This is a genomic window from Pseudomonas sp. TWI923 (assembly GCF_039673365.1).
GTDB classification, from domain to species: domain Bacteria; phylum Pseudomonadota; class Gammaproteobacteria; order Pseudomonadales; family Pseudomonadaceae; genus Aquipseudomonas; species Aquipseudomonas sichuanensis.
The window spans coordinates 1-24,221 of the sequence record NZ_JBDJLM010000075.1 but is presented as its reverse complement, the minus strand read 5'-3'; the positions used below and the strand labels follow the sequence as shown (position 1 = coordinate 24,221).

The window sequence follows — 24,221 nt, the reverse complement described above, 5'->3', positions numbered from 1 at the left end:
ACACAAGGCCGCTCCTACAGGGGGGGCGCGATCTCCTGTAGGAGCGGCCTTGTGTCGCGAAAGGGCTGCGCAGCAGCCCCGACAATCTCAATGTGATACACAAATTGTATTTGATACATCAAATACTGTTTGATGTTGTGTTTTGTATCGCTTATAAATACCCCACGCCCCAAGCCGCCCACCACCGGGAGCCCGAACATGTACGCACAGCTCGTAGAAACCGGCGTCAAACGCCTCAAGTCGCTGGAAGAGATGTCGCCGGAAGAGCGCGCCTTCCAGGAAAAGATCGACGCCGAGATCAAGATCGAAGCCAAGAACTGGATGCCCGACGCCTACCGCCAGACCCTCATCCGCCAGATTTCCCAGCACGCCCACTCCGAGATCGTCGGCATGCTCCCCGAGGGCAACTGGGTCACCCGCGCCCCGTCGCTCAAGCGCAAGCTGCAGCTGATGGCCAAGATCCAGGACGAAGCCGGCCACGGCCTGTACCTGTACAGCGCCATGGAAACCCTCGGCGCCGACCGCGACGAAGAGATCGCCAAGCTGCACAGCGGCAAGGCCAAGTACTCGAGCATCTTCAACTACCCCACCCTCAGCTGGGCCGACATGGGCGCGGTGGGCTGGCTGGTGGACGGCGCCGCGATCGTCAACCAGGTGGTGCTGCAGCGCACCTCCTACGGCCCCTACTCCCGTGCCATGGTGCGCATCTGCAAGGAAGAGAGCTTCCACCAGCGCCAGGGCTACGAGCTGCTGCTGACCATGATGCGCCACGGCACCCAGGCCCAGCGCGACATGGTCCAGGACGCCATCAATCGCTTGTGGTGGCCGGCACTGATGATGTTCGGCCCCAGCGACGAACACTCGCCCAACAGCGCCCAGTCGATGGCCTGGAAGATCAAGCGCCAGACCAACGACGAACTGCGCCAGCGCTTCATCGACCAGACCGTGCCGCAGCTGGAGCTGCTTGGCTGCACCGCCCCCGACCCTGAACTCAAGTGGAACGCCGAACGCGGTCATTACGACTTCGGCGAAATCCAGTGGGACGAGTTCTACGAAGTGATCAAGGGCAACGGCCCGTGCAACCAGGAACGCGTCGCCACCCGCCGCAAGGCCATCGAAGACGGCGCCTGGGTACGCGAGGCCGCCGTGGCCTACGCACGCAAACAACAGAACAAGAACGCCGCCTGAAGCGGCCATCGATGCGGAGATCGAGCATGTCTGACTGGACCCTCTACGAAGTATTCGTGCGCAGCAAGCACGGCCTGAACCACAAGCATGTCGGCAGCGTGCATGCCGCCGACGCCGCCATGGCCATCGAGAACGCCCGCGAGCTGTACACCCGCCGCAGCGAGGGCGTGAGCCTGTGGGTGGTGCCCTCGGCACTGATCACCGCCTCCTCGCCCGACGAGAAAGACCCGCTGTTCGCCCCGGCGGACGACAAGGTCTACCGCCATGCCAGCTTCTACGAGCTGCCCGCCGAAGTCGGACACATGTGAGGCCCGCCATGCACAAGCAAGCACTCATCCAATACCTGCTGCTGCTCGGCGACAGCGCCCTGGTCCAGGGCCAGCGCCTGTGCGAGTGGTGCGGCAAGGCCCCGGCGCTGGAAGAAGAACTGGCGCTGATGAACGTCGGCCTCGACCTGGTGGGCCAGGCGCGCAACTGGCTGGACTACGCCGCTGAACTGGCCGATGACGGCCGCGATGCCGATGCCCTGGCCTACCGCCGCGACGAGCGCGCCTATCGCAACCTGCTGCTGGTCGAGCAACCCAACGGCGACTACGCCGTCACTATGCTCAAGCAGTTCCTTTACGACGCCTGGCACCACGCCACACTTGAAGGGCTGACGGCCTCCAGCGATGAACGCATCGCCGGCATCGCCGCCAAGGGCCTGAAAGAAGTCACCTATCACCTGCGCCGTTCCGGCGAATGGGTGCAGCGCCTGGGTGGCGGCACTGAAGAGAGCCGCCGGCGCATGCTCGAGGCCATCCCGGCACTATGGCGCTTCACGGTCGAATTGAGCGTCGCCAACGATGGCGAAGTCCAGTTGGCCCAGGCCGGTATCGCCGCCGACCCGGCACACATCGCCCAGCACTGGCTGAACACCGTCACGGCCATTTTCGCCTCGGTCGAGCTGCCCCTGCCCAAGGCCGCCAGCCACTTCTTCCTGGACGGGCGCAAGGGCCTGCACACCGAACACCTCGGCCTGCTGCTGGCCGAAATGCAGTTCCTGCCGCGAGCCTACCCCGATGCAACCTGGTGAGCTGATCGCCGGCGATCGCGGCGCCCGGGCCCAGCAACACGGCGACCTGGCCCATGCCTGGGCGGTGCTGGCCGAGGTGATGGACCCGGAAGTGCCGGTGGTCAGCGTGGTCGACCTGGGGATCGTGCGCGACCTCGACTGGCGCGCCGGCCACCTGCACCTGGTGGTCACCCCGACCTACTCCGGCTGCCCGGCCACCGAGGTGATCGAGGGCGATATCCGCCAGGCCCTGGAGCAGGCCGGCTTCGCCGAACCCGCACTTGAGCGCCGGCTGATGCCGGCCTGGAGCACCGACTGGATCAGTGCGCAAGGCCGTGAGCGCCTGCGCGCCTATGGCATCGCCCCACCCGCGGGCAGCGCCAGCCTGCGCGGCAGCACGCCCAACGTGTGCTGCCCGCAGTGCGGCAGCGCCCATACCGAACTGCTCAGCCAGTTCGGCTCCACGGCCTGCAAGGCGCTGTACCGCTGCCGCGCGTGCCTGGAGCCGTTCGACTATTTCAAATGCCTTTGAGCCGTGGAGAACGCCATGAGCCCGTTTCACAGCCTGACCATCAAGCAAGTGCGCCAGGAAACCCGCGACGCGGTGTCCATCGCCTTTGACGTGCCCGCACATCTGCAGGAAGCGTTCCGTTTCACCCAGGGCCAGTACCTGGTCATGCGCACCCACCTCGATGACGAGGAAGTGCGCCGCTCCTATTCAATCTGCAGCGCCGTGCAGGATGGCGAGCTGCGCGTGGCGGTCAAGCGCGTGCCCGGCGGGCGCTTCTCGGCTTTCGCCAACGAAGTGCTCAAGGCGGGCCAGCAACTGGAGGTGATGCCGCCATCGGGCAACTTCTTCGTGCCGTTGGACCCATCGCGCCACGGTCATTACCTGGGCGTCGCCGCCGGCAGTGGCATCACCCCGATCCTCTCGCTGGTCGCCACCACCCTGGCCAGCGAGCCGCACAGCCGTTTCACCCTGCTGTACGGCAACCGCGCCAGCAACAGCGCGCTGTTCCGCGACCGCCTGGAAGACCTGAAGAACCAATACCTGGACCGCCTCAACCTGATCTTCGTGTTCAGCCGCGAGCAACAGGACGTCGACCTGTACAACGGCCGCATCGACGCCGACAAGTGCGGCCAGCTGTTCTCCCGCTGGCTGGATGTGAAGCAGCTCGACGCCGCGTTCATCTGCGGCCCCCAGGCCATGACCGAGACCGTGCGCGACAGCCTGCAGGCCAACGGCATGGACAACGCGCGCATCCACTACGAACTGTTCGCCGCCGCCGGCAGCGAAGCCCGCCGCGAGGCCCGTGAAGCGGCCCGTGAGCTGGACTCGGCGGTCAGCCATGTGACGGTGATCAGCGATGGCCGCGCCCTGGCCTTCGACCTGCCGCGCAACACCCGCAGTGTGCTCGATGCCGGCAACGCCATCGGTGCCGAGCTGCCCTACTCGTGCAAGGCCGGGGTGTGCTCGACCTGCAAGTGCAAGGTGATCGAGGGCGAGGTGGAGATGGACAGCAACCATGCCCTGGAAGACTACGAAGTGGCCGCCGGTTACGTGCTGTCGTGCCAGACCTACCCCCTGAGCGACAAGGTGGTGCTCGATTTCGATCAGCTTTAAGGCCGAGTCGCCTTGGTCCTTGTAGGAGCGGCCTTGTGTCGCGAAAGGGCTGGGTTGCACCCCCGGCAATCTTTGGCCGGATCCGAGATCCTGGGACCGCTTTGCGGTCCTTTCGCGACACAAGGCCGCTCCTACAGGGAATGTGCAAGCCCTTGGTAACACCCGCGTGACCTGAAAAAACAATTACAACAGCCAGAGAGAACGCCAGCCATGACACCCGAACACCTCGAGAGCATCAACAACCATCCCGACTTTCAGCAGTTGATCAAGCGCAAGCGCCGCCTCAACGGCACGCTCACCTTGACCATGCTCGCCGCCTACTACGGCTTCGTCCTGCTGGTGGCCTTCGCCCCCGGCGTGCTCGGCAAGTCCCTCAGCGGCGGGGTGACCAGTGTCGGCATGCTGGTCGGGGTGCTGATGGTGCTGCTGTCCTTCGCCCTCACCGGGATCTACACCCATCGCGCCAACACCGTGCTCGACCCGCTCAACGACAAGGTCAAGCAGGAGTGCGCACGATGAACTGGACCGCCATCTCGATGTTCCTGGTGTTCGTCTGCTTCACCCTGCTGGTCACCCGCTGGGCGGCGCTGCGCACCCGCTCGGCCAGTGACTTCTACACCGCCGGCGGTGGCCTCACCGGCATGCAGAACGGCCTGGCGATCGCCGGCGACATGATCAGCGCCGCGTCCTTCCTGGGCATCTCGGCGATGATGTTCATGAACGGCTACGACGGCCTGCTGTACGCCCTGGGCGTACTGGCCGGCTGGCCGATCATCCTGTTCCTGATCGCCGAGCGCCTGCGTAACCTGGGCAAGTACACCTTCGCCGACGTGGTCTCCTACCGCCTGGCCCAGGGCCCGGTGCGCATCACCTCGGCGTTCGGCACCCTGACCGTGGCGCTGCTGTATCTGGTGGCGCAGATGGTCGGCGCCGGCAAGCTGATCGAGCTGCTGTTCGGCATCAGCTACCTGTACGCGGTGATGCTGGTGGGCGTGTTGATGGTGCTGTACGTGACCTTCGGCGGCATGCTCGCCACCACCTGGGTGCAGATCATCAAGGCGGTGATGCTGCTGTCGGGCACCAGCTTCATGGCCTTCATGGTGCTCAAGCACTTCGGTTTCAGCACCGAGGCGATGTTCGCCAGCGCCGTGGCCGTGCATGCCAAGGGCCAGGCGATCATGGCGCCGGGGGCACTGCTGTCTAATCCGGTGGATGCGATTTCACTGGGGTTGGGGATGATGTTCGGCACTGCCGGGCTGCCGCATATCCTGATGCGCTTCTTCACCGTCAGCGACGCCAAGGAGGCGCGCAAGAGCGTGTTCTACGCCACCGGTTTCATCGGCTACTTCTACCTGCTGCTGATCGTCATCGGCTTTGGCGCCATCGTCATGGTCGGTACCGAACCGTCCTACCGCGATGCCGCAGGCGCGATCATCGGCGGCGGCAACATGGTCGCGGTGCACCTGGCACAGGCGGTGGGCGGCAACCTGTTCCTCGGCTTCATCTCGGCAGTGGCCTTCGCCACCATCCTGGCCGTGGTTGCCGGCCTGGCATTGTCGGGCGCCTCGGCCGTGTCCCACGACCTGTATGCCTGCGTCATGCGCAAAGGCCAGGCCAGCGAGCAGCAGGAAATGCGCGTGTCGCGCATCGCCACCCTGGTGATCGGCCTGTTCGCGGTGCTGCTGGGCCTGATGTTCGAATCGCAGAACATCGCCTTCCTCTCCGGCCTGGTACTGGCCGTGGCGGCCTCGGTCAATTTCCCGGTGCTGCTGCTGTCGATGTTCTGGAAAGGCCTGACCACCCGCGGCGCGGTGGGCGGCAGCCTGGCAGGGCTGGTCTCGGCGATCGTGCTGGTGGTGCTGGGCCCGGCGGTGTGGGTCAACGTACTGCACAACGAGCAGGCACTGTTCCCCTACAGCAACCCGGCGCTGTTCTCCATGTCGCTGGCGTTCCTCGGCGCCTGGGCCTTCTCGGTCACCGACAGCTCGCAGCGCGCCGAGGACGAACGTGGCCGCTACCTGGCGCAGTTCATCCGCTCCATGACCGGTATCGGCGCCGCCGGCGCCAGCAAGCACTGAACACAAAAACAATAAGAACGACGGGGACCACAACAATGTGCCGCACACGCCTCACCTCGGCCGCCTGGCTGGCCACACTCGCCCTGCCCTTGCCGGCCCTGGCGGACTTCATCGGCGACAGCCACGCGCGCGTCGAGTTGCGCAACCACTACATCAACCGCGACTTCCGCCAGGACAACGCGCCGCAGAACAAGGCCGAGGAATGGGGCCAGGGTTTTACCGCTCGCTTCGAGTCGGGCTTTACCGACGGCCCGGTCGGCGTCGGGGTGGATGCCATGGGCCAACTGGGCATCAAGCTCGACTCCAGCCGCGACCGGCGCGGTACCGGCCTGCTGCCGTTCGGCCCCGACAGCAAGGAACCGGTGGACGACTACAGCGAGCTGGGCCTGACCGGCAAGCTGCGGGTGTCCAAGAGCACCCTGCGCCTGGGCACCCTGCAGCCGATCCTGCCGGTGGTGGTGTACAACGACACCCGCCTGCTGGCCTCGACTTTCCAAGGCGGCCTGCTGACCAGCCAGGAGCTGGACGGCCTGACCTTCAACGGCGGGCGCCTGACCAAGGCCAACCTGCGCGACTCGTCCGGGCGCGACGATATCGGCTATGGCGCCGCCACCAGCGATCACTTCGACTTTGGTGGCGGCAGCTACGCCTTCACCCCGCAGACCAGCGTCAGCTACTACTACGCCAAGCTCGAAGAGATCTACCGCCAGCAGTATGTCGGCCTGCTGCACACCCAGCCGTTGGCCGAGGGTGTGAGCCTGCGCAGCGACCTGCGCTACTTCGACAGCCGCGGCGATGGCGCCGAGCGCGCCGGGCGCATCGACAACCGCAACTTCAACGCCATGTTCACCCTCGGCGTGAAGGCCCACAAATTCACCGCCACCTGGCAGCAGATGTCCGGCGACAGCGCGTTCCCGTTCCTCAACGGCGGCGACCCATACACCGTCAACCTGGTCACCTACAACACCTTCACCCGTGCCGGGCTCGACTCCTGGCAGCTGCGCTACGACTACGACTTCGTGGCCATGGGCATCCCCGGGCTGAGTTTCATGACCCGCTACACCGACGGCCGCCATGCCGAGACCGCCACGCTCAGCAATGGCCGCGAGCGTGAACGCGACACCGACATCACCTACGTCATCCAGAGCGGCCCGTTCAAGGACGTCAGCCTGCGCTGGCGCAACGTGACCTTCCGTTCCGGCAATGGCCTGACCAATGCCGTGGACGAGAACCGCCTGATCATCGGCTACACCCTGGCGCTCTGGTAAGCGCGCCCCTGTCTATCAGAACAGCATGGAGAACAGCATGTCCGCCGCCCCTACCCTGCAGAGCTTCATCGCCGGCCGCTGGATCGGTCAGCACGGCGCCCAGGCCCTGCGCAGCGCCCTTGACGGCCACGTCCTGGCCTACAGCCACGAAGAACGCCCGGACTTCGCCGAAGCGCTCGAATTCGCCCGTGCCCAGGGCCTGCAAACCCTGCTGGCCATGGACTTCCAGCAACGCGCCGCGCGCCTCAAAGCCCTGGCGCTGTACCTGGCCGAACGCAAGGAACAGCTCTACGCCCTGTCCCACCACTCGGGCGCCACCCGCGCCGACAGCTGGATCGATATCGAAGGCGGCAATGCAACGCTGTTCGCCTATTCGAGCATGGGCCGCCGCGAGCTGCCGTCGGGCAACCTGGTGCATGAGGGCCCGGCGATCCCCCTGGGCAAGCAAGGCCACTTCGCCGGCAGCCACATCCTGGTGCCACGCACCGGCGTGGCCGTGCACATCAACGCCTTCAACTTCCCGATCTGGGGGATGCTGGAGAAGTTCGCCCCGACCTTCCTCGCCGGCATGCCGTGCATCGTCAAGCCGGCCACTTCCACCAGCTATCTGACCGAAGCCGTGGTGCGCCTGATGAACGAGTCCGGGCTGCTGCCGGCCGGCAGCTTGCAACTGGTGATCGGCAGCACCGGCGATCTGCTCGAGCGCCTGCAGGGCCAAGACCTGGTGACCTTCACCGGCTCCGCCGACACCGCCGCCAAGCTGCGCGTCACGCCGAACCTGGTGCGCCATTCGGTGCCGTTCAACGCCGAAGCCGACTCGCTCAACTGCGCCATCCTCGGCCCGGACGTGGGCCCCGACAGCGAAGAATTCGAGCTGTTCATCAAGGAAGTGGCACGGGAGATGACCACCAAGGCCGGGCAGAAATGCACGGCGATCCGCCGCGCCATCGTCCCCGCCAGGCACATCGACGCCGTGGCCACTCGCCTGCGCGAACGGCTGCGCAAAGTGGTGGTCGGTGATCCGTCGGTCGAAGGCGTGCGCATGGGCGCCCTGGCTTCCCACGAGCAGCAGCGCGATGTCGGTGAGCGCGTACGCATGCTGCTGGACAGTTGCGACCAGCTGCTGGGCGCCAGCGATGGCTTCAACCCGGTGGGTGACGGCGTGGCCGAAGGCGCGTTCTTCGCCCCGACACTGTTGCTGGCACGCGACCCGCACGCCGAGGGTGGCGCCCACGATATCGAAGCGTTCGGCCCGGTCAGCACGCTGATGGCCTACGACGACCTCGACGAAGCCCTGGCCCTGGCGGCCCGTGGCAAGGGCAGCCTGGTGGCTACCCTGGTCACCGCCGATCGCACGGTGGCCGCCAAGGCCATCCCGGCCGCAGCTGCCTGGCACGGGCGCCTGCTGGTGCTCGACAGCGAAGCGGCCAAGGAATCCACCGGCCACGGCTCGCCGCTGCCGCAGCTCAAGCACGGCGGCCCGGGCCGCGCTGGCGGCGGTGAAGAGCTGGGTGGCTTGCGCGCGGTCAAGCACTACCTGCAACGCGCCGCGGTACAGGGTTCGCCGAGCATGCTGATGGCGGTGACCGGCGAATACGTGCGCGGCGCCGAGGTGATCGAAACCGAGGTGCACCCGTTCCGCCGCCACTTCGATGACCTGCGCATCGGTGAGTCGTTGCTTACCCACCGCCGCACGGTGACCGAGGCCGACCTGGTCAACTTCGGTTGCCTGTCAGGCGATCATTTCTACATGCACTTCGACGAGATCGCGGCGAAGCAGTCGCAGTTCGGCAAGCGCATCGCCCACGGCTATTTCGTGCTGTCGGCGGCGGCCGGGTTGTTCGTTTCGCCGGGTGAAGGGCCGGTGCTGGCCAACTATGGCCTGGATACCCTGCGCTTCATTACCCCGGTGGGGATTGGCGACACCATCCAGGCGCGGTTGACCTGCAAGCGCAAGATCGATCAGGGCAAGACCAGCCCACAGGGGCAACCGCAAGGGGTGGTGGCTTGGGATGTGGAGGTGACCAATCAGGATGGGGAGCTGGTGGCGAGCTATGACATCTTGACCTTGGTGGTGAAGCGGGTGGGTTGATTGGTTTGAGGTTGGGTGAAGGCCACCAGGTGTTCATCGGTGATTTTGCAGCGCCTGTGAGATCGAGCGCCGCGCGGGCGGCGCTCGATCTGATAGGCGCTACAAACCTGTCGCCATGCACCCTAACGCCCACGTACGATCACGCATGCACACTCCACTGCGTACTGTCCGCTGCAATCGGCAGGTCGTCGATAGCCTGGATCAGCCCGCAACGCAATGCTTCTTCCGGCCCCAGGATACGTGGATAAGCCATCAGGTAGCGCGGCACATCCAGTGCCTCGCTTGCTCCCTCGGTGCGCTCGGCAACAATCTGCTCATACAGCCGCAGGTCGTAGTCCAGGCTCATGGCGTACTCGGCCATGCGCGCATGGTCCACCGCTCCGTGCAGGGTCCAGTGAAACGGATGGAACAGGAACTTGCTCAGCGCACAGGCGGTACGGTGGCTGCCGGCCAGGAAGATGATGTTGCCCATCGACTCCACCGTGCCGAGGTTGTGGGTATGCACCGGCACCGGCAGACTGCGCAGGAAGTTGTACAGGGTGAAGCCATAACTGCACTCCCCGCCCATGGTGGCGATGTTCAACTGCAGCAGCTCGGCGCCTTGTTGCAGGGCGCGCGAGCAGGTGTTGATCAGGTTGCCGCAGGTGGACGAGTTGATGGGGCCGGTGTAGTGGATGATGTGCCTGGCCATAGGAGGGGCTCCCGGTCATTCGGGTTGCTTGCGCGATGTCCTGCTAGAGGTGGAGGCGTAAGGCAGGGGCAAAGTTCCATGACCCAGCAGGTCAATCGTGCTGAACCCTTCACGTAAGCTGCCCGTCACTACCGAGGGCACAGGGCTGCAATGAGAAGCCGCCTGACCCAGACCCTGCCCATGACGACCTTGGCCGTTCCGTGCTGGGCCTTGTCAAGGCCGCGAAGGGCGGCTGGGTAACGCTCAATATGCAGTGCCAGGTCGCCCCGGCACTGCAGGGCCTTACTTACGAGCGGCCGCCTTTGCGCCCGGACTCGGGGCTTTGACGGTTATCTCCACCGGTGCTTTGCCCACCTTTACGCCCGGCTTCGGCGGCTTTGTCGCGGTCATTGGCGAAATTCCCAGGGTTCTTGCTGCCACCCTGGTGGCCCATCTTGTCGCTGTCCTTGCTCATCCGGTCATTGTCTTTGTTAGCCATGGTCATCAACCTCGTTTGGCTTGGGGATGCACGGTTACGTGCCGTACATGGTGTGGGAGTACGGCGATAACGGCGGATTCGGTTTATTGCGGATTCATCGGACCGGTGGCGCTAAACAAGCGACGACGGTGTATTTGGTGCGCAAGCAGAAATTGCATCGGCGCACTGCCGCTGCGATTTAACTCGGTGCCTGGCACGGGCTATGCCCCTGTTCGCGGGTGAACCCGCTCCCACAGAGCGAGGGAACGCGTGCCTCGCGAGACATCTGTTGACCCCTACCATGAATGTGCTTAATCTTTGCACAACCTACCGGTCGGTAGGTTTATTTTTGCCCAATGGATTTCGCTGTCATGCCCACCCGCTCAAACCTGCGCTTCGCCGCCTCCCTCGCCCTGATCGGCGCCCTCGGCCCTTCGGCCATCGACATGTACCTGGCCAGCCTCCCGGAGATGGCTCGCGACTTCGGCACCGGCTATCCCCAGGTGCAACTGACCCTGACCGTGTTCCTCCTGGCCATGGGCGCCGGCCAGCTGCTGTTCGGTCCGCTGGTGGATGCGCTGGGCCGGCGTCGGCCGTTGCTGGTGGGGTTGCTGGTGTTCACGGTCACCTCGCTGGCCGCGGCGGCGGCCAATTCACTGGAGGCGCTGCTGCTGGCACGGCTGATCCAGGGCCTGGCCAGTGCGCTGACCCTGGTGGTGATCATGAGCATGGTGCGCGACGTCGCCGACGGCGCACGGGCGGCACAAATCTTCGCCCTGCTGATGACCATCGAAGGCCTGGCACCGATCCTCGCCCCGGCGCTGGGCGGCGTGGTGGATGCCGCCTGGGGCTGGCGGGCGATCATGCTGGTGCTCGCTGGGCTCGGCCTGTTGACCCTGCTCAACTCGGCCCTTGTGCTGGGTGAAACCTTGCCCGTGGCGCAGCGTGTGCGCCTGGCGCCGCGTAGCGTGATGCGTACTTATGCGCGCATCGCCCGTGACGGTGCTTTCCTGCGCCCGGCGCTGGCGCTGTCGGCGGTGTTCTTTTTCCTGTTCGCCTACATCGCCGGCTCTGCCTACGTGTACCAGCAGCATTTCGGCCTCACTAGCACGCAGTTCGGCATGCTGTTCGGCACCTGTGGCGTGGCCATTCTGCTGGGCGCTGCAGGGTCCGGCCTGTGGGTGAAGCGCCACGGCGTGGCCCGGGTGGCCTGGTGGGGCGCGCTGTGCATGGGTGCGGGTGCACTGCTGACAGTGGTGGGCGGCGGCTTGCCGGTGCTGCTGGGCGGCGTGGTGCTGGCGCTGTTCGGCCTGGGCATCTGCGAGGCCACGCTGATGGCCCTGGCGATGTCCTCGCAGCACCGCGATGTCGGCTCCACCGCCGCGCTGCTCGGTGCCCTGCAATTGGTGATCTCGTCCAGCGCCACCCCCTTGGCCGGGCATCTGGCGACCCTCGGCCCGCAGGCCTGGGCCTGGCTGTTGGCCGCAGCTGCCGTGGTCATCCTGGGTTTGACCCGCGCCGCCCTGGCAAAGACAATCAGCGCCTCGAACTGCAGCGTCAACCCGGAGTGACCGCTTTGAAAGCCCTGACCCCTTCCGCCGCGCGCATTTGCGACCACGCCGTCGAGCATTTTGCCGAACATGGCTACGACGGCTCGTCGCTGAACGAAATCGCGGCCCAGGCGGGCATGCGCAAGGCCTCGCTGTATGCGCATTTCGCCAACAAGGATGCGTTGTTCGTGTGTGCGTTCGAGCGTGCCCTGGCCGAGGAGACCGCCTATGTCGAAGCCGGGTTCGGCCATGAGGCCGCCGGCCGCGAGGCGCCGGGGCACTGGCATCCGCTGCACCTGGCCGAGAGGTATGCCGGCTCGGCCAATTTGCGCTTCGTGCTGCGCAGTGCGTTCCTGCCGCCGGCGCCGATACGCTCGATCGTGACCACCGGCTTCGAGGAATACCTGGAGCAGATTCGCCTGGGCTTCTGCCAGGCCCTGCGCGAGCGGCATGCCTGGGCGCGCAGCGATGGCAACAAGCTGGAGCTGTATGGGGATGCTTATCTGGGGATCATCGACAGCCTGCATGTGGAGCTGCTGTATGCGAACCCGGCGGTGTATGCGCGGCGGGCGGCGTCGTTGTTGAAGATTCTGGATGATTCGTTGGGGTTGGCGGGGTGAGGGGCCGGTGGATTGGGTGGAGGCTACCAGGTGCAGGGCGATGAATTTGCAGCGCCTATGAGATCGAGCGCCGCCCGCGCGGCGCATCGCTGGCAAGCCAGCTCCCACATTTGTTTCGGGCCAATTATTCCTGGGAAAGTACCGGCGCCTGCCTTGGTGCTTGTCTTGAGTCATGTGAGGCGGCGGCAACGCCCACACTGAAACCGCGTCGTACCAACAAGGCGGACAGTGATGAACTTACAGGAGTAACTGGCCCGAAACAGATGTGGGAGCTGGCTTGCCAGCGATGCGCCGCGCGGGCGGCGCTCGATCTTGTAGGCGCTGCAACTCTGTCGCCAGACGCTTGGTGGCCCACATGCAATCTCAAACCATCCCCCGCCATCTCAAGGCTCGATCTTCTTCAACTCATTGAGCAACCCCATCAGCTGCTCCAGCTTGTCCGCGCCGAACTGGCGCTGGATCTCCTGGTAATTGCGCTCCATTTCCTCGCTCATCGCCAGGAACGCCTGCTGCCCGCGCACGGTCAGGCTGATGAAGATCCGCCGCTGATCCTCCGGCGACTTGCGCCGCCCCACCAGCCCATCACGCTCCAGGCGCTTGAGCACGCCGCTCATGCTCGGTTTGAGAATGCACGCCAGGTCCGCCAACTGGTGGCTCTCCAGCTCGCCCTGCTGGCGCAGGATGCGGATCACCCGCCATTGCTGTTCGGTCAGGTCATGGGCATTGAGGGCCGGGCGGAAGAACGCCATGGTCGCTTCACGGGCCTGCAGCAGGGTCAAGGTCAGGGAGGGTCTTGGGATGGTCATCGGGCTCGGCTGGTTTTATTAAGATATTAATGAAGTGAAATACATTTGCACCCGGCCTGTCCAGTCCCTGTGAAAAGTACCAGCGCTCCTGGGTAACGCCCATTCTCGCTGCAACCGGGTCATTGCACGATTGGCTTGACGCTCAAGGCATGGAACAGGTCATTCGATGCACCTATCACCGCAACGCCATCTGCCGCTGGCGGTACTCCCCCGGCGTCATCTGCGCATGGCGCTGGAAGAACCGGCTGAAATACGCCGGGTCCTTGAAGCCCAACTGGTAGCAGATCTCGTTGGCCGAACCGCCCGTATACAGCAACAGGCGCCGCGCCTCCTGCATCAGGCGCTCGAACACCAGGCGCTTGGACGGCAGGTCGGCGATGCGCCGGCACACGTCATTCAGCCGCGCTTCGGTCACGCCCAGCGCCGTGGCGTACGCCGGCAACGCCCAATGCTCCAGGTAATGGCGCTCGATCAGCTCGTTGAAGCGGTGAAACAGCTGCAAGTCCTCGTGCCGCGCCGGCATCGCCTCCAGCGAGTTGGCACACAGCCGCAGCAGGCTGATCATCACCAGCCGCGCCAGGTCCTGCAGGGCGGTGCCCTGCCCTGCCTGGCCCTGGCCGACCTCGCTGCCAAGCAGGTCGAACAACTGCTCAAGCCGATGCGCCTCTTCGCGCGCCTGCCCTTGCAAATGCCCCAGGGCAACGCACGCAGGTTGCAGGCGCGGCACGCTGATCAGCCCGGGCTCGGCCTCCAGCAGTTGCCACACCAGCTGTTGGCGCACGGTCAGCACATGGCCATCGGCGTCGGCCTCGGTGACAAAGGCATGGGGAATGGTCGGCGGGGTGAGGAAGAACATCGGCCCGGCCTCGTGATAGCGCTGTTCATCGAGGTACACCCGCACGCTGCCGGTCTTCACGTAGTGCACCTGGAAGAAGCGGTCATGGCGGTGCACCGGCATGTTGCGACCGAAAAAGCCGGCCAGGTTGCCGAGCCGGTCGTAGTGCACCTCGCTGTCGCTGTAGCGCTGGTCGTAGACCTGACCGATGTTGATGTTGGGGATCGGCTGTCGTTCTTTCATTGTTGTTCTCGTACCGGTGGAACAGGCCGGGCGATGCATCGTAGCACTGCCCGGCGAGCGGGGAATGCCTTGACGATCGTTAACATCTTAATTATAACGTTAACACATTAACAAAAACGCAAAGAAGCGTCCCCGGACGCTTCGCCTTCCGCAGGAGAAAAGCATGAGCCGTGCCTTGCACGAGGTCGCCACCGGCAGCCTGTTCGGCGTCGCCCTGAACTACCAGGGCCTGCTGCAGCAGCACCTGACGTCCTTCCATAAAGCGCCGTACCAGCAGCCGCCGGTCAAGCCGGTGCTGTTCATCAAGACCCCCAACACCCGCAATGGCCATGCCCAGGCAGTTACCTACCCTGCGGGAGTTGAACGCCTGCAGCCTGGCCCGGCGCTGGGCGTGGTAATCGGCAAGGACGCCAGCCGGGTAAGCGTCGAGAACGCGCTCGAGCACGTGGCCGGCTACACCATCGTCAACGAGTTCAGCCTGCCCGAAGACAGCTATTACCGCCCGGCCGTCAAGGCCAAGTGCCGCGACGGCTTCTGCCCGCTGGGGACGGAGCTGGTACCGGCGGCGCAGGTGGGCAACCCCGATGCGTTGGGCATCCGCCTGTGGGTCAACGGCGAACTGCGCCAGCACAACAACACCGCCAACTGCGTGCGCAGCGTGGCCCAGCTGATCGCCGAAATCAGCGAGTTCATGACCCTGCATGCCGGCGACGTACTGATTACCGGCACCCCGGAAGGCCGCGTCGACGTGCTGCCCGGTGACCGCGTAAGCGTCGAGATCGACGGCCTCGGCCAGCTGACCAACCCCATCGTCGCCGAACAAGGACTCGCCCCATGAAGCACGCCCGTATCCAGTTCGACGGCCAGGTCCACGCCGTCACGGTCGAAGACGACCACCTGCGCCTGGCCGATGGCCGCCTGGTGCATCAAGACCAGGTGACCTGGCTGCCACCGGCCACCGGCAGCATGTTCGCCCTGGGCCTGAACTACGCCGACCATGCCGCCGAGCTGGCCTTCACCCCGCCCACCGAGCCGCTGGCCTTCATCAAGTCGCCCGGCACCTACACCGGCCACGACCAGGTCACCTGGCGCCCGGACAACGTCAAGTACATGCACTACGAGTGCGAGCTGGTGGCGGTGATCGGCAAGCCGGCGCGCAACGTCAAGCGCGAGGACGCCCTCGCCTACCTGGCCGGCTACACGGTGTGCAACGACTACGCCATCCGCGACTACCTGGAGAACTACTACCGGCCCAACCTGCGGGTGAAGAACCGCGACGCCACCACCCCGGTCGGCCCGTGGATCGTCGATGCCAGCGATGTGCCAGACGCGTCGAACCTGAAGCTGCGCACCTGGATCAACGGCGAGCTGAAGCAGGAAGGCAGCACCGCCGACATGATCTTCGACATCCCCTACCTGATCGAATACTTCTCCAGCTTCATGACCCTGCAGCCCGGCGACATGATCGCCACCGGCACGCCGGAAGGCCTGGCCGACGTGGTGCCGGGCGATGAGGTGGTGGTGGAAGTGGAAGGCGTCGGCCGCCTGGTCAACCGTATCGTCAGCGAAGCCGAGTTCTTCGCCCGTAAAACCCAAGAGGCATGAACATGATCAAGCACTGGATCAACGGCCGCGAAGTCGAGAGCCGTGACACCTTCATCAACTACAACCCGGCCACCGGTGAAGCCATCGGCGAAGTGGCCAGCGGCGGCGCCGAGGAAGTCGCCCAGGCCGTGGCCGCGGCGAAAGAGGCCTTCCCGAAATGGGCCAACACCCCGGCCAAGGAGCGCGCCCGGCTGATGCGCCGCCTCGGCGAGCTGATCGACCAGAACGTGCCGCAACTGGCCGAGCTGGAAACCCTCGACACCGGCCTGCCGATCCACCAGACCCGCAACGTGCTGATCCCCCGCGCCTCGCACAACTTCGACTTCTTCGCCGAAGTGTGCACGCGCATGGACGGCCACAGCTACCCGGTCGACGACCAGATGCTCAACTACACCCTGTACCAGCCGGTGGGCGTGTGCGGGCTGGTGTCGCCGTGGAATGTGCCGTTCATGACCGCCACCTGGAAGACCGCGCCATGCCTGGCGCTGGGCAACACGGCGGTGTTGAAGATGAGCGAGCTTTCGCCGCTGACCGCCAACGAGCTGGGCCGCCTGGCAGTCGAGGCCGGTATCCCCAACGGTGTGCTCAACGTGATCCAGGGCTACGGCGCCACCGCCGGCGATGCCCTGGTGCGCCACCCGGACGTGCGCGCCATCTCCTTCACCGGCGGCACCGCCACCGGCAAGAAGATCATGCAGACCGCGGGGCTTAAAAAGTACTCGATGGAACTGGGCGGCAAGTCGCCGGTGCTGATCTTTGAAGACGCCGACCTGGACCGCGCCCTGGACGCCGCGCTGTTCACCATCTTTTCGCTCAACGGCGAGCGCTGCACCGCCGGCAGCCGCATCTTCATCCAGGAGAGCGTGTACCCGCGCTTCGTCAGCGAGTTCGCCGCCCGTGCCCGGCGCCTGATCGTCGGCGACCCGACCGACCCGAAAACCCAGGTCGGCTCGATGATCACCCAGCAGCACTACGACAAGGTCACCGGCTACATTCGCATCGGCATCGAGGAAGGTGCGCGCCTGGTGGCCGGTGGCCTGGAGCGCCCGGCGGGCCTGCCGACGCACCTGGCCAAGGGGCAGTTCATCCAGCCCACGGTGTTCGCCGATGTGAACAACCGCATGCGCATCGCCCAGGAGGAGATCTTCGGCCCGGTGGCGTGCCTGATCCCGTTCAAGGACGAGGCCGAGGCGCTGCAACTGGCCAACGACACCGAATATGGCCTGGCCTCGTACATCTGGACCCAGGACATCGGCAAGGCACATCGTCTGGCCCGGGGCATCGAGGCCGGTATGGTGTTCATCAACAGCCAGAACGTGCGCGACCTGCGTCAGCCGTTTGGTGGGGTGAAGGGTTCCGGGACAGGCCGCGAAGGGGGACAGTACAGCTTCGAGGTGTTTGCCGAGATCAAGAACGTGTGTATTTCCATGGGTAGCCACCACATTCCGCGCTGGGGGGTGTAACGCTTTAAAGCGCTGGGCTGCCTTGCAGCCCTTCGCGGGTAAACCCGCACCCACAGGCCCCGCGCTGGACCTGTGGGAGCGGGTTTACCCGCGAATCGAGGGCACAGCCCTCGCCATGGACACCTAGAACAACAACCTTCAGCAGGAGATTCCCATGGGCAAACTCGCTCTCGCCGCCAAGATCACCCACGTACCCTCGATGTACCTGTCCGAACTGCCCGGCCCGCGCCAAGGCTTTCGCCAGGCGGCCATCGACGGTCACCTGGAAATCGGCCGGCGCTGCCGGGCACTGGGCGTCGACACCCTGGTAGTGTTCGACACCCACTGGCTGGTCAACGCCAACTACCACATCAACTGCGCAGCGCACTTCGAAGGCCTGTACACCAGCAACGAGCTGCCGCACTTCATCGCCAACATGAACTACGGCTTCCCCGGCAACCCGGAACTCGGGCGCATCCTGGCCGAGGAATGCAACCGCCTGGGCGTGGAAACCATGGCCCATGACGCCACCACGCTCGCCCCGGAGTACGGCACCCTGGTGCCGATGCGCTACATGAACACCGACCAGCACTTCAAGGTGGTCTCGGTCTCGGCGCTGTGCACCTCGCATTACCTCAACGACAGCGCCCGTCTGGGCTGGGCGATGCGCAAGGCGGTCGAGGACCACTACGACGGCACCGTGGCCTTCCTCGCCAGCGGCTCGCTGTCCCACCGTTTCGCCCAGAACGGCCAGGCCCCGGACTTTGCCACCAAGGTGTGGAGCCCGTTCCTGGAAACCCTCGACCATCGCGTGGTGCAGATGTGGCAGGACGGCGACTGGGCCGACTTCTGCGCGATGCTGCCGGAGTACGCGGTCAAGGGCCACGGCGAAGGCTTCATGCACGACACCGCCATGCTGCTCGGCGCCCTGGGTTGGTCGAAGTACGACGGCAAAGCCGAAGTGGTCACGCCCTACTTCGGCTCGTCCGGCACCGGCCAGATCAACGCGATCTTCCCGGTCACCCCGCAGGATGGCAGCACCATCCCCGCCGCCCAGGCCTCCAACCCGGCCGGCGTCACCTCCACCAGCCGCCTGTAAGGAGCGCGCCATGCCCCATCTGGTCCTGCTCTACAGCCCGGACATTGAAGCCGACGCCGACATGCCCGGCCTGTGCCGCGCCCTGGCCGACTGCATGCTCGAACAACGCGACGAAAACGCCCGCCAAGTGTTCCCCACCGGTGGCACCCGGGTGCTGGCCTACCCCGCCACCCACGCGGCGATCGCCGATGGCCAGGGTAGCTACGGCTTCGTCTACGCCAACCTGCGCATGGGCAGCGGACGCAGCGCCACGGTGCACCAGCAGGTCGGCGACAACCTGCTGGCCGTGCTGCGCCGCCACCTCGACCCGCTGCTGGCACAACGCCCGGTCGGCGTGACCCTGCAGATCGACGAAAGCCAGGCCCAGGTGTACGACGCCAAGCACAGCAGCCTGCACCCCCTGTTCAACCGGAATTCCTGAGGTCTTCAATGCTCGACGCCCACATCATCCAGCAAGCCGCCGCCCGCCTCGACCAGGCTGAACGCAGCCGCGAACAGGTTGGTCAGTTCTCCCTGGAGCACCCCTCGATCAGCATCGAGGACGCCTACGCCATCCAGCGCGCCTGGGTTGCGCAAAAGATCGCCAGCGGTCGCAAGCTGGTCGGCCACAAGATCGGCCTGACTTCACGGGCCATGCAGGTCTCCTCGAACATCACCGAACCGGACTTCGGCGCGCTGCTCGACGACATGCTGTTCGACGAAGGCAGCGACATCCCCTTCGAGCGCTTCATCGTGCCGCGGGTCGAGGTGGAGCTGGCCTTCATCCTCGGCAAGCCGCTCAAGGGCCCCAACGTCAGCCTGTTCGATGTGCTCGACGCCACCGAGTGGGTGATCCCGGCACTGGAAATCATCGACGCACGGATCCAGCAGGTCGACCCGCACAGCGGTGCCACCCGCAAGGTGTTCGACACCATCTCCGACAACGCCGCCAATGCCGGCGTGGTCATGGGCGGCCGCGCCGTGCGGCCCGGTGACATCGACCTGCGCAAGGTGCCGGCGGTGCTCTATCGCAATGGCGTGATCGAGGAATCCGGGGTGTCCGCCGCCGTGCTCAACCATCCGGCCAAGGGCGTTGCCTGGCTGGCCAACAAACTGGCCGCCTATGACGTGGGCCTTGAGGCCGGGCAGATCATCCTCGGTGGCTCCTTCACCCGCCCGGTGGCTGCCCGCCCCGGCGACACCTTCCATGTCGACTACGACCAGCTCGGCTCGATTGCCTGCCGTTTCGTCTGAGGACCGCCCATGGACATGCCCATCAACACCTTCAAGCAACGCCTGCGCAGCGGCCAGGCGCAGATCGGCCTGTGGCTCGGCCTGGCCGACCCGTATTGCGCGGAACTGGCGGCCAACGCCGGTTTCGACTGGCTGCTGCTCGACGGCGAACACGCGCCCAACGACCTGCGCAGCCTGCTCGGCCAGTTGCAGGCCGTGGCGCCCTACCCCGGCCAGCCGGTGGTGCGGCCGGTGGTCGGCGATACCGCGCTGATCAAGCAATTGCTCGATATCGGTGCCCAGACCTTGCTGGTGCCCATGGTCGAAAGCGCCGAGCAGGCTCGCCAGCTGGTGCGTGCGGTGCGCTACCCGCCGTACGGTGTGCGCGGTGTGGGCAGTGCGCTGGCCCGGGCCTCGCGCTGGAACAGCATCCCCGGTTACCTGGACCTGGCCGACGAGCAGGTGTGCCTGCTGGTGCAGATCGAGAACCGCGAGGGGTTGGCAAACCTGGACCAAATCTGCGCCGTTGATGGTGTGGATGGGGTGTTCATCGGGCCGGCGGACCTGAGCGCGGCCATGGGGCACCGGGGCAATCCGGGGCATCCCGAGGTGCAGGCGGCTATCGAAGACGCCATCGTGCGGATTGTCCGGGCCGGCAAGGCGGCGGGGATTCTCAGTGCCGACGAGGCACTGGCGCGGCGCTATATCGAGCTGGGGGCTGCGTTTGTTGCTGTAGGGGTGGATACCACCGTGTTGATGCGCGGATTGCAGCGGTTGGCGGGGACATTCAAGGAAGGTGTGGTGAATACGGCTGCCCAAGGCGGGGTTTACTGACCCTCGCAAGGGGTAGCCCAAAAGGGTTCGCCGATAGATGTGCTGCGCCTATCAGATCGAGCGCCGCCCGCGCGGCGCATCGCTGGCAAGCCAGCTCCCACATTTGTTTCGGGCCAATTACTCCTGTGAAGGTACCGCTGCACGCCTTGGCGCATGTCTCAAGTCAGGCGAGGCGCCAGTGGTGCCCACCTCTAGATCGCGTCGTACTAACAAGGCGGACAGCGATGAAGCCACAGGAGTGACTGGCCCGAAACAAATGTGGGAGCTGGCTTGCCAGCGATGCGCCGCGCGGGCGGCGCTCGATCTCAAGAGCGCTACAACCCTTTCGGCATACACATAGCGGGCGATATACGGTCTTAAGCCTGCCACATCCCCCCCGTCACACAGAATCAAATCCCTGGCACACTCAGGCAAGACACCTACCGCTCGTTAGGTGCCCAATAGCTGCCACAGCCAGCGCTTGTGCAAGCCCTGCTTCCTAACAATTCCAACTGTCCAGGCTGCGCCATGATCAACATCGAAACGCCCACCTATTACACCGCGACCAAAAAATACAACCTCAGCTTCCCCACCCTCGAAGCCGACATCGAAGCCGATGTGGTAGTGATCGGCGGCGGCTTCTCGGGCATCAACACGGCCCTGGAACTGGCCGAAAAAGGCATCACCAATGTCGTCGTGCTCGAAGCCCGCTACCTGGGCTTCGGCGGCACCGGGCGCAACGGCGGGCAGATCATGGCCGGCATCGGCCACGACCTGGAAAAGATCAAGAGCAGCGTCGGCGAACAGGGCCTGCGCGAGATCTTCGAGATCAGCGAGCTGGGCGCCGGCATCATCAAGGACCGCATCGCCCGCTACGCCATCGACGCCGACTTCTGCCACGGCTACGGCTACATGGGCTTCAACGCCCGCCAGGAAAAGACCCTGCGTGCCTGGGAGAAAGACTTCAAGGCGATCAACGGCAAGGATGAGATCCGCTTCCTGGGCGGCTCCGAGGTCAAGCAGATCATCGGCTCCGACGCTTACAGCAGCGCCCTGCTGCACATGGGCGGCGGCCACGTGCACTCGCTCAACCTGCTGCTCGGCGAAGCCCAGGCCCTGGTGGGCCATGGCGCACGGATCTTCGAGCACAGCCCGGCGCTGGAGGTGCACTACGGTGAGCGCATCACCGTGCGCACCGGCCGTGGCTCGGTCAAGGCCAGCAAACTGCTGTGGGCCTGCGACAGCTTCCTCAACAAGCTCGAACCCGAGCTGCACGCCCGCACCGTCAACACCTACGCCTTCCAGCTGATGACCGAACCGCTGTCGGATGAACTGATCCAGCGCATCAGCCCGATCCGCGGCGCCTACAGCGATATCCGCCCGGTGATCGACTACTACCGCGTCACCCGCGAGAACCGCCTGCTGTTCGGCGCCGCCACGCCTTTCGTGGAGCACATCCCGAAAGACCTCAAGGCGTGGAACCGCAACCTGATGCTGAAGATCTTCCCGTACCTCAAGGACGTGCGCATCGACCTCGCCTGGGGCGGCCCGATGGCCACCAGCGCCAACCTGTTCCCGCAGCTCGGCACCCTGAGCAACCGCCCCAACGCCTTCTACGTGCAGGGCTATTCGGGCTTTGGCGTCACCCCCAGCCACATCATTTGCAAGATCCTCGCCGAAGGCATGAGCGAAGGCTCCAGCCGCTACGACCTGATCAGCTCGGTCAAGCACGCGCGCATCCTTGGCAAGGACCACATTCGCCCACTGCTGCTGACCGCCGGCAAAACCGTGCATCAGCTGTCGGGCTTCTTCAACGGCCGCCGTTGAGCCTTTTTGAACTGACCAGGAGAACCACCATGACCCTTACCGCCGTCCGCCAGGGTGTGCAATTGTCCGAACTCGATGCCTGGGGCACCGTTGCCGACCTGGGCTCGACCATCCTCGAAGGCGAGGTCAAGTGCTACGGCAAGATGACCCACGGCGCGCCGACCGACCCGGTCAGCAGCGCTTACTTCGGTACCACCCAGGGCAAGTTCCGCATGGTCTACCCGTTCAGCGAACAGGCCGTGATCGTGACCGGGGAGATCCAGCTGACTGATGAATCCACCGGCCAGGTGACCCGTTACAAGGCAGGCGATGCCTGGTTCGTGAACAAGGGCACGCCGGTGTTGTGGGAAGTGTTGAGCGAGACCTTCGTCAAGCATTACCTCGCTGTCGCCTGATCGACCCCATCGCGGGGGGGGCCCCCCCCCCCCCCCCCCCCTTAGAAATGGGGGGGGGGGGGGGGGCGCCCCCCCACATTTTAACAAACGTTGATACTGGCGTGGGAGCGGGCTTGCCCCGCGATCTTTTTACCCTAACGCCCCGCCATCAGGGCCATGGCCCGGAAATCCTTCGGCGACTGCTCGAACTGCTTCTTGAACGCCCTGCTGAAATGCGCCGAATCGGTGAATCCCCACTTGAACGCGATCGAGGTGATCGACTCGCGCTTGAGGAACGGGTTGGACAGGTCATCGGCACTACGCTTGAGCCGTGAACGCTGGATATAGCGGCAGACACTGTCGCCCTCCTCTTCGAACACCCGGTACAGATGCCGCACCGAGATGCTCAGGCGCTCGGCCAGGTTGGCCGGCGTCAGGCCGGGCTGGCCCAGCGACTCGTCGATTACCTTTTGCACATAACCGCGCAGGTTGCTGCCACCCACGCCGCCCAACGCGGCGGCATTGTGCTCGCCACGCTCGAAACCGGGCTCCAGCAGGGAAATGAACGCCGACTGCAGGGCATCGCCCTGCGCACCGCCTGCGTCTTCCTCTTCGCGGCACAGCTGGTCCATCAGCAAATGCAGCATGCGCCCGCAGGCGTTGGTCGAGGAGATCTTGCCGAAGGCGGCGCCTTGTCCGGTCACGTGCTTGCGTACCTGCTCGCGGGACAGTGACAGCGAGACGTGCTCAATCAGCCCGAACGGCGTGATCTCGCACGGACCGACCGAGTCCATCAACAGCAGATCGCCGGGTGACAGTTGCAAGCTCACACCGCCCTGGGTGATCCGCGAATAGCCCATGCGCTGGCTGACCAGAAAACAGTGCTGGTCGTCGTCACGGTCGGGGTTGTCGCCGAAGCGGCGGATATTACCGGCATTGGTGCGCAGGTTGGCCAGGGCCAGACCTGCACGATTGAAGGTGGCGATTTCGCCGATGAACAGCGCTCGGTTGAACGCAAGTTCGGTCTGGAAACGGCCGCACACCTGCTGCATGGCGGCGGTCCAACGGTCCAGGCCGTCGGCTTCGGGCTGGGTGCTGCAGTGGGAAACGGGCTGGGGCATGGCAACCTCCACACGCGGGCATTGTTGTTATGGGTCAATTGTTAACATGTTATCCATTGACGCACAACTGTCATCTGTTGGCCGGTGTAGAGAGCAGGTTTTATGCCAAGGGGGTCTGGGTTTGCGGATGGGTTGAGAATACTGGGGCTGCTTTGCAGCCCTATCGCGACACAAGGCCGCTCCTACAGGGGTATGCGATCGCCTGTAGGAGCGGCCTTGTGT

Annotated in this window: 24 protein-coding genes and 1 pseudogene; 20 read left to right on the top strand and 5 right to left on the bottom strand. The window is 65.0% G+C overall.

Annotated elements, in window-relative coordinates; genetic code table 11:
* The first annotated feature begins 198 nt into the window (after positions 1 to 198).
* The 9 genes and pseudogenes from paaA to paaZ all read left to right on the top strand — a co-directional run bounded on the left by paaA (position 199) and on the right by paaZ (position 9,304).
* Entirely contained in the window at positions 199 to 1,188 is a 990-nt protein-coding gene (gene paaA, locus ABE459_RS21710) for a 1,2-phenylacetyl-CoA epoxidase subunit PaaA (RefSeq protein WP_125464038.1), read from the top strand.
* A gap of 26 nt (positions 1,189 to 1,214) precedes the next feature.
* Positions 1,215 to 1,496, top strand: a complete 282-nt coding sequence (gene paaB, locus ABE459_RS21705) for a 1,2-phenylacetyl-CoA epoxidase subunit PaaB (protein ID WP_023631078.1) — start codon at positions 1,215 to 1,217, stop codon at positions 1,494 to 1,496.
* A gap of 8 nt (positions 1,497 to 1,504) precedes the next feature.
* Positions 1,505 to 2,263 carry a 1,2-phenylacetyl-CoA epoxidase subunit PaaC gene (gene paaC, locus ABE459_RS21700; RefSeq protein ID WP_323831073.1) on the top strand — a complete coding sequence of 253 codons (759 nt, stop codon included), beginning with the start codon at positions 1,505 to 1,507 and terminating at the stop codon, positions 2,261 to 2,263.
* On the top strand, positions 2,250 to 2,774 hold the full coding sequence (paaD, locus tag ABE459_RS21695) for a 1,2-phenylacetyl-CoA epoxidase subunit PaaD (protein WP_125858579.1): 525 nt from the start codon (positions 2,250 to 2,252) through the stop codon (positions 2,772 to 2,774). The genes paaC and paaD overlap by 14 nt, the downstream gene beginning before the upstream one ends.
* Positions 2,775 to 2,789: 15 nt before the next feature.
* Positions 2,790 to 3,866 (top strand): 1,2-phenylacetyl-CoA epoxidase subunit PaaE, encoded by a 1,077-nt coding sequence (gene paaE / locus ABE459_RS21690; RefSeq protein WP_258706548.1) that lies wholly within the window; start codon positions 2,790 to 2,792, stop codon positions 3,864 to 3,866.
* A gap of 210 nt (positions 3,867 to 4,076) precedes the next feature.
* A complete protein-coding gene (locus ABE459_RS21685) occupies positions 4,077 to 4,385 on the top strand; it encodes a DUF485 domain-containing protein (protein ID WP_323831072.1) in 309 nt (102 codons plus the stop codon).
* Positions 4,382 to 5,944 (top strand): annotated as a pseudogene (locus ABE459_RS21680) (cation acetate symporter); the annotation flags it as partial. The gene ABE459_RS21685 and the pseudogene ABE459_RS21680, both read left to right, overlap by 4 nt.
* Positions 5,945 to 5,979: 35 nt before the next feature.
* A complete protein-coding gene (locus ABE459_RS21675) occupies positions 5,980 to 7,212 on the top strand; it encodes an OprD family porin (RefSeq protein WP_323831071.1) in 1,233 nt (410 codons plus the stop codon).
* 37 nt (positions 7,213 to 7,249) lie between these two features.
* Complete coding sequence (gene paaZ / locus ABE459_RS21670; RefSeq protein WP_323831070.1) at positions 7,250 to 9,304, top strand: phenylacetic acid degradation bifunctional protein PaaZ; 2,055 nt, start codon at positions 7,250 to 7,252, stop codon at positions 9,302 to 9,304.
* A gap of 139 nt (positions 9,305 to 9,443) precedes the next feature.
* On the opposite strand, the gene ABE459_RS21665 is transcribed toward paaZ, so the two are convergent.
* On the bottom strand, positions 9,444 to 9,995 hold the full coding sequence (locus ABE459_RS21665; RefSeq protein WP_323831069.1) for an ATP-dependent Clp protease proteolytic subunit: 552 nt from the start codon (positions 9,993 to 9,995) through the stop codon (positions 9,444 to 9,446).
* A 286-nt stretch (positions 9,996 to 10,281) separates the two neighbouring features.
* Positions 10,282 to 10,473, bottom strand: coding sequence for a KGG domain-containing protein (locus tag ABE459_RS21660; protein ID WP_323831068.1), 192 nt, complete (start codon positions 10,471 to 10,473; stop codon positions 10,282 to 10,284).
* A gap of 350 nt (positions 10,474 to 10,823) precedes the next feature.
* Here ABE459_RS21660 and ABE459_RS21655 point away from each other — a divergent pair, with 350 nt between their 5' ends.
* Both ABE459_RS21655 and ABE459_RS21650 read left to right on the top strand, forming a co-directional pair.
* The gene (locus ABE459_RS21655) at positions 10,824 to 12,023 is read left to right on the top strand and encodes a multidrug effflux MFS transporter (RefSeq protein ID WP_323831067.1); all 1,200 of its coding nucleotides are present in this window, start codon (positions 10,824 to 10,826) and stop codon (positions 12,021 to 12,023) included.
* A 5-nt stretch (positions 12,024 to 12,028) separates the two neighbouring features.
* A complete protein-coding gene (locus tag ABE459_RS21650; protein WP_323831066.1) occupies positions 12,029 to 12,622 on the top strand; it encodes a helix-turn-helix domain-containing protein in 594 nt (197 codons plus the stop codon).
* A 383-nt stretch (positions 12,623 to 13,005) separates the two neighbouring features.
* On the opposite strand, the gene hpaR is transcribed toward ABE459_RS21650, so the two are convergent.
* Both hpaR and hpaA read right to left on the bottom strand, forming a co-directional pair.
* A complete protein-coding gene (gene hpaR / locus ABE459_RS21645) occupies positions 13,006 to 13,428 on the bottom strand; it encodes a homoprotocatechuate degradation operon regulator HpaR (protein ID WP_125858566.1) in 423 nt (140 codons plus the stop codon).
* Positions 13,429 to 13,603: 175 nt separating this feature from the next.
* A complete protein-coding gene (gene hpaA, locus ABE459_RS21640) occupies positions 13,604 to 14,506 on the bottom strand; it encodes a 4-hydroxyphenylacetate catabolism regulatory protein HpaA (protein ID WP_125464023.1) in 903 nt (300 codons plus the stop codon).
* Positions 14,507 to 14,669: 163 nt separating this feature from the next.
* On the opposite strand from hpaA, the gene ABE459_RS21635 reads away from it, so the two are divergent.
* The 9 genes from ABE459_RS21635 to ABE459_RS21595 all read left to right on the top strand — a co-directional run bounded on the left by ABE459_RS21635 (position 14,670) and on the right by ABE459_RS21595 (position 22,899).
* The gene (locus ABE459_RS21635; RefSeq protein ID WP_323831065.1) at positions 14,670 to 15,344 is read left to right on the top strand and encodes a fumarylacetoacetate hydrolase family protein; all 675 of its coding nucleotides are present in this window, start codon (positions 14,670 to 14,672) and stop codon (positions 15,342 to 15,344) included.
* Entirely contained in the window at positions 15,341 to 16,111 is a 771-nt protein-coding gene (locus ABE459_RS21630) for a fumarylacetoacetate hydrolase family protein (protein ID WP_258706537.1), read from the top strand. Before ABE459_RS21635 ends, ABE459_RS21630 begins: the two co-directional genes overlap by 4 nt.
* A gap of 2 nt (positions 16,112 to 16,113) precedes the next feature.
* The gene (hpaE, locus tag ABE459_RS21625; protein WP_125464020.1) at positions 16,114 to 17,574 is read left to right on the top strand and encodes a 5-carboxymethyl-2-hydroxymuconate semialdehyde dehydrogenase; all 1,461 of its coding nucleotides are present in this window, start codon (positions 16,114 to 16,116) and stop codon (positions 17,572 to 17,574) included.
* Between the two features lie 154 nt (positions 17,575 to 17,728).
* Complete coding sequence (gene hpaD / locus ABE459_RS21620) at positions 17,729 to 18,652, top strand: 3,4-dihydroxyphenylacetate 2,3-dioxygenase (RefSeq protein ID WP_258706536.1); 924 nt, start codon at positions 17,729 to 17,731, stop codon at positions 18,650 to 18,652.
* 10 nt (positions 18,653 to 18,662) lie between these two features.
* The gene (locus ABE459_RS21615) at positions 18,663 to 19,073 is read left to right on the top strand and encodes a 5-carboxymethyl-2-hydroxymuconate isomerase (RefSeq protein ID WP_323831064.1); all 411 of its coding nucleotides are present in this window, start codon (positions 18,663 to 18,665) and stop codon (positions 19,071 to 19,073) included.
* Between the two features lie 8 nt (positions 19,074 to 19,081).
* Positions 19,082 to 19,885 (top strand): 2-oxo-hept-4-ene-1,7-dioate hydratase, encoded by an 804-nt coding sequence (hpaH, locus tag ABE459_RS21610; RefSeq protein WP_125858560.1) that lies wholly within the window; start codon positions 19,082 to 19,084, stop codon positions 19,883 to 19,885.
* A gap of 9 nt (positions 19,886 to 19,894) precedes the next feature.
* The gene (gene hpaI / locus ABE459_RS21605) at positions 19,895 to 20,698 is read left to right on the top strand and encodes a 4-hydroxy-2-oxoheptanedioate aldolase (protein WP_323831063.1); all 804 of its coding nucleotides are present in this window, start codon (positions 19,895 to 19,897) and stop codon (positions 20,696 to 20,698) included.
* Positions 20,699 to 21,205: 507 nt separating this feature from the next.
* Complete coding sequence (locus ABE459_RS21600; protein WP_110993864.1) at positions 21,206 to 22,504, top strand: FAD-binding oxidoreductase; 1,299 nt, start codon at positions 21,206 to 21,208, stop codon at positions 22,502 to 22,504.
* A 29-nt stretch (positions 22,505 to 22,533) separates the two neighbouring features.
* Complete coding sequence (locus tag ABE459_RS21595) at positions 22,534 to 22,899, top strand: cupin domain-containing protein (protein WP_323831062.1); 366 nt, start codon at positions 22,534 to 22,536, stop codon at positions 22,897 to 22,899.
* Between the two features lie 134 nt (positions 22,900 to 23,033).
* Here ABE459_RS21595 and feaR read toward each other — a convergent pair whose 3' ends face one another.
* Entirely contained in the window at positions 23,034 to 23,999 is a 966-nt protein-coding gene (gene feaR / locus ABE459_RS21590; protein ID WP_323831061.1) for a transcriptional regulator FeaR, read from the bottom strand.
* Positions 24,000 to 24,221 lie beyond the last annotated feature (222 nt).